Here is a 3480-nt window from a genome sequence, read left to right as displayed (position 1 = left end):
CGGGGGAGGATGCTCGGCATGCCCCCATCGGCTGGAAGGTGCGCTGCTCCGTGACCCCGACGACCGAAGCCGAACCGGCGCGGCGACCGGCCGGCCCGCGGCGCCTGCGGGCGTGGCTGCTGGCCGGCACCGAGCAGGCCCAGCAGCACTCCGGCCCGCACGCCCAGCCGGCCGAGGAGCACCGCCTGCACCCGTGGTGGCGGGTGATGTGCCTGACCGGCGTCGACTACTTCTCCACCCTCGGCTACCAGCCGGGCATCGCCGCGCTCGCCGCCGGCGCGGTCAGCCCGATCGCGACGGCGGTGCTGGTGCTGGTGACCCTCGTCGGCGCGCTGCCCGTCTACCGGCAGGTCGCCCGCGACAGCCCGCACGGCGAGGGCTCCATCGCCATGCTGGAGAAGGAGCTGTCCTGGTGGAAGGGCAAGGTCCTCGTCCTGGTGCTGCTCGGGTTCGCCTGCACCGACTTCCTCATCACGATCACCCTGTCCGGCGCCGACGCCACCGCCCACATTCTGGAGAACCCCTACGCGCCGCACCTGCTGGAAGGCCACCAGGTCGCGGTCACCCTCGTGCTGCTCGCCCTGCTCGGCGGGGTGTTCCTGCGCGGGTTCACCGAGGCCGTCGGCATCGCCGTCGTGCTGGTGGCGATCTACCTGAGCCTCAACGCGGTCGTCATCGTCGACGCACTGATCAAGATCGCGACCCATCCGCACCTGTTCAGCGACTGGCACGCGCTGCTCGTCAACGAACATCCCGACCCCCTCGCCCTGGTCGGCTTCGCCCTGATCGTCTTCCCGAAGCTGGCGCTGGGGCTGTCCGGCTTCGAGACCGGCGTCGCGGTGATGCCGCTGGTCCGCGGCGATCCCGGCGACAGCGAGGCCAACCCGGCCGGCCGCATCCGCGGCGCCCGCACGCTGCTGACCACCGCGGCGGCGATCATGGCGGTGTTCCTCATCACCAGCAGCCTGAGCACGACGCTGCTCATCCCGGAGAAGGAGTTCGAACCCGGCGGGCCGGCCAACGGGCGCGCCCTGGCCTACCTGGCCCACGAACAGCTCGGCGCGGCCTTCGGCACCGTCTACGACGTCAGCACGATTCTGATCCTGTGGTTCGCCGGCGCCTCGGCCATGGCCGGCCTGCTCAACCTCGTCCCGCGCTACCTGCCCCGCTACGGGATGGCGCCGACCTGGGCGCGCGCCGTGCGGCCGCTGGTCATCGTGTTCACCCTCATCGGGTTCCTCGTCACGATCGTGTTCCGGGCCAGCGTCGACAAGCAGGGCGGCGCCTACGCCACCGGCGTGCTCGTCCTGATCACCTCGGCGGCGCTCGCGGTGACACTGTCCACCCTGCGCCGCGGCCGGCGCCGGCTGGCGGTCGCCTTCGGCGCCATCGCGGTCGTGTTCGTCTACACGACCATCGCGAACATCATCGAACGGCCCGACGGGCTCATCATCGGCTCGATCTTCATCATCGCGATCATCGTCGTGTCGTTCTCCTCCCGGGTGGCACGCTCGTTCGAACTGCGCGTCACCGGGGTGCGTCTGGACCCCCTCGCCGAACGGTGGGTGCGCGAATCCGCCGAGGCCGGCGCGCTGCACCTGGTCGCCAACGAACTCGACGTCGGCGACGCCGCCGAATACGTCGACAAGGTGCGTAAGGCCCGGCAGGAGCTGTTCGTGCCCGAACACGTTCCGCTGCTGTTCCTGGAGGTCAACATCCCCGACTCCTCCGAGTTCGAAGGCGAGCTCGACGTCTGCGGCGAGGACCGCCACGGCTACCGGATCCTGCGCCTGACCAGCACCTCGGTGCCCAACGCGATCGCCGCGCTGCTGCTGCACCTGCGCGACACCACGGGCGTGCGACCGAACGTGTACTTCGAATGGAGCGAGGGTAACCCGATCGTGAACTTCCTGCGGTTCCTGTTCTTCGGCGCTGGCGAGGTCGCCACCGTGACCCGCGAGGTGCTACGCGAGGCCGAACCCGACCCGGACCACCGCCCCTTCGTCCACGTCGCCTGAACCCCGGGACACCCGGATGCCGGGCCCGGGCGAACCCACCGGGCTGCGCGCGCGGCGCCGGCGGCGCACCCACGACGCGCTGTCCGCCGCGGCGATCACCCTGTTCCTCGAACGCGGCTTCGACGACGTCTCCGTCGCCGAGATCGCGGCGGCGGCTGCGGTGTCCAAGCCGACCCTGTTCGCCTACTTCCCCACCAAGGAAGACCTCGTCCTGCACCGCATCCTCGACCATCGTGGCGAGGCCGCCCGCGTGGTGCGTACCCGGACGCCCGGGGTGGCGCCCCTGGCCGCCCTGGCCGCCCACCTGCTCGCCGGCCTCGACCGCCGCGAACCCGTCACCGGCCTCAACGACGACCCCGAGGTGCTTGCCTACCACGCCATGGTGTTCGCCACCCCGAGCCTGCTCGGCCGGCTCGCCCAGCACGCCGCCGGGGACGAGCAGGCTCTCGCCGACGCCCTCGCCGAGGCCGCACCGCAGGCCGGTGAGCTCACCGCGCGCCTCGCCGCCGCCCAGATCATCGTCGTGCAGCGCGTCCTGGCCCGGGAGAACTGGGCGCGGCTGTGCGCCGGCGAGGACGCTGCCGCGCGCCATCCGAGCGCGGTCGCGGCAACCCGGCAGGCCTTCGCCGCGCTGCGCCGCGCCCTGCCCGACTACTCCTGACCCCGCGGCACTACTACTCCTGACCCCGCGGCGCCGAGTGTCCGACCAGGGGCCCGCCCCGCGCCCCGTCCGATGCCGGCCCCGCCGGCACCGCGGCCCCGGTGGGGGGTGGCGTCGAGTTCCCCTGAGCACGGGCCGAGTCGGCCAGCCCAGGGGTCACGCTCGGCGTTCGCGATGCCGCCGAGGGTGCCGAGACGTCGCGTATTCTTTACCGGGTTAAGAAAGGGGATCGTGGTGGTGGCTGGAAGTCGGGGTGTCGGACGGGATGACGAGGCAGAGCCCGATGTCGCGACGGAGACCGAGCTGGCGGGGGAGACCGAGCTGGCGGGGGAGCGGGGCTACCTGCGGCGGGGCCGAACGGCGCTCGCGGGCATGCGGGCCGAGGCCGAACGCACGCAGGTCGCCGGCGGCGACCCGATCGGGGACAAGGTGACGATCGCGTACCTGCGGATCGCCAGGCAGCGTCGGATCGCCGGCCTCGCCGAGGGCGACGGGACGGCACCGCTTTTCTTCGCCCGCCTCGACTACGCACCCGGCGCACCCGGCGCACCCGACGCACTCGGCGCACCCGACGCACTCGGCGTGTCTGAGGTGCCCGGGGCCGCGGGCCGGCGGATCTACCTCGGGCGCCGGCACGTGCGTGAGGCCGCCGGCGACGACCCGTTGGTCGTCGACTGGCGCACCGACATCGCCCGGCCGTTCTACCGGGCCCACCGCGGCGACCCGATGGGCGTGCTGCGCCGGCGACGCTTCGGCCACGACGGCGGCGAGCTGACCGCCTTCGAGGACGAGTTCCTCACC

At 72.7% G+C, this 3480-nt stretch carries 2 protein-coding genes and 1 pseudogene; all 3 read left to right on the top strand.

What is annotated here, in order from left to right:
* Positions 1-50: 50 nt before the first annotated feature.
* Entirely contained in the window at positions 51-2018 is a 1968-nt protein-coding gene (locus NBZ83_RS30975) for an APC family permease (protein ID WP_261576393.1), read from the top strand.
* Positions 2019-2034: 16 nt separating this feature from the next.
* Positions 2035-2679: a helix-turn-helix domain-containing protein gene (locus tag NBZ83_RS30970; RefSeq protein WP_261571263.1), complete on the top strand. Its 645-nt coding sequence runs from the start codon at positions 2035-2037 to the stop codon at positions 2677-2679.
* A gap of 237 nt (positions 2680-2916) precedes the next feature.
* Positions 2917-3480: pseudogene (locus NBZ83_RS30965) on the top strand (ATP-binding protein); the annotation flags it as partial.

Source organism: Frankia gtarii (assembly GCF_025403375.1).
Taxonomy (GTDB): Bacteria; Actinomycetota; Actinomycetes; order Frankiales; family Frankiaceae; genus Frankia; species Frankia gtarii.
The sequence above is the reverse complement of the archived record's forward strand: the minus strand, read 5'-3'. Positions and strand labels throughout refer to the sequence as shown.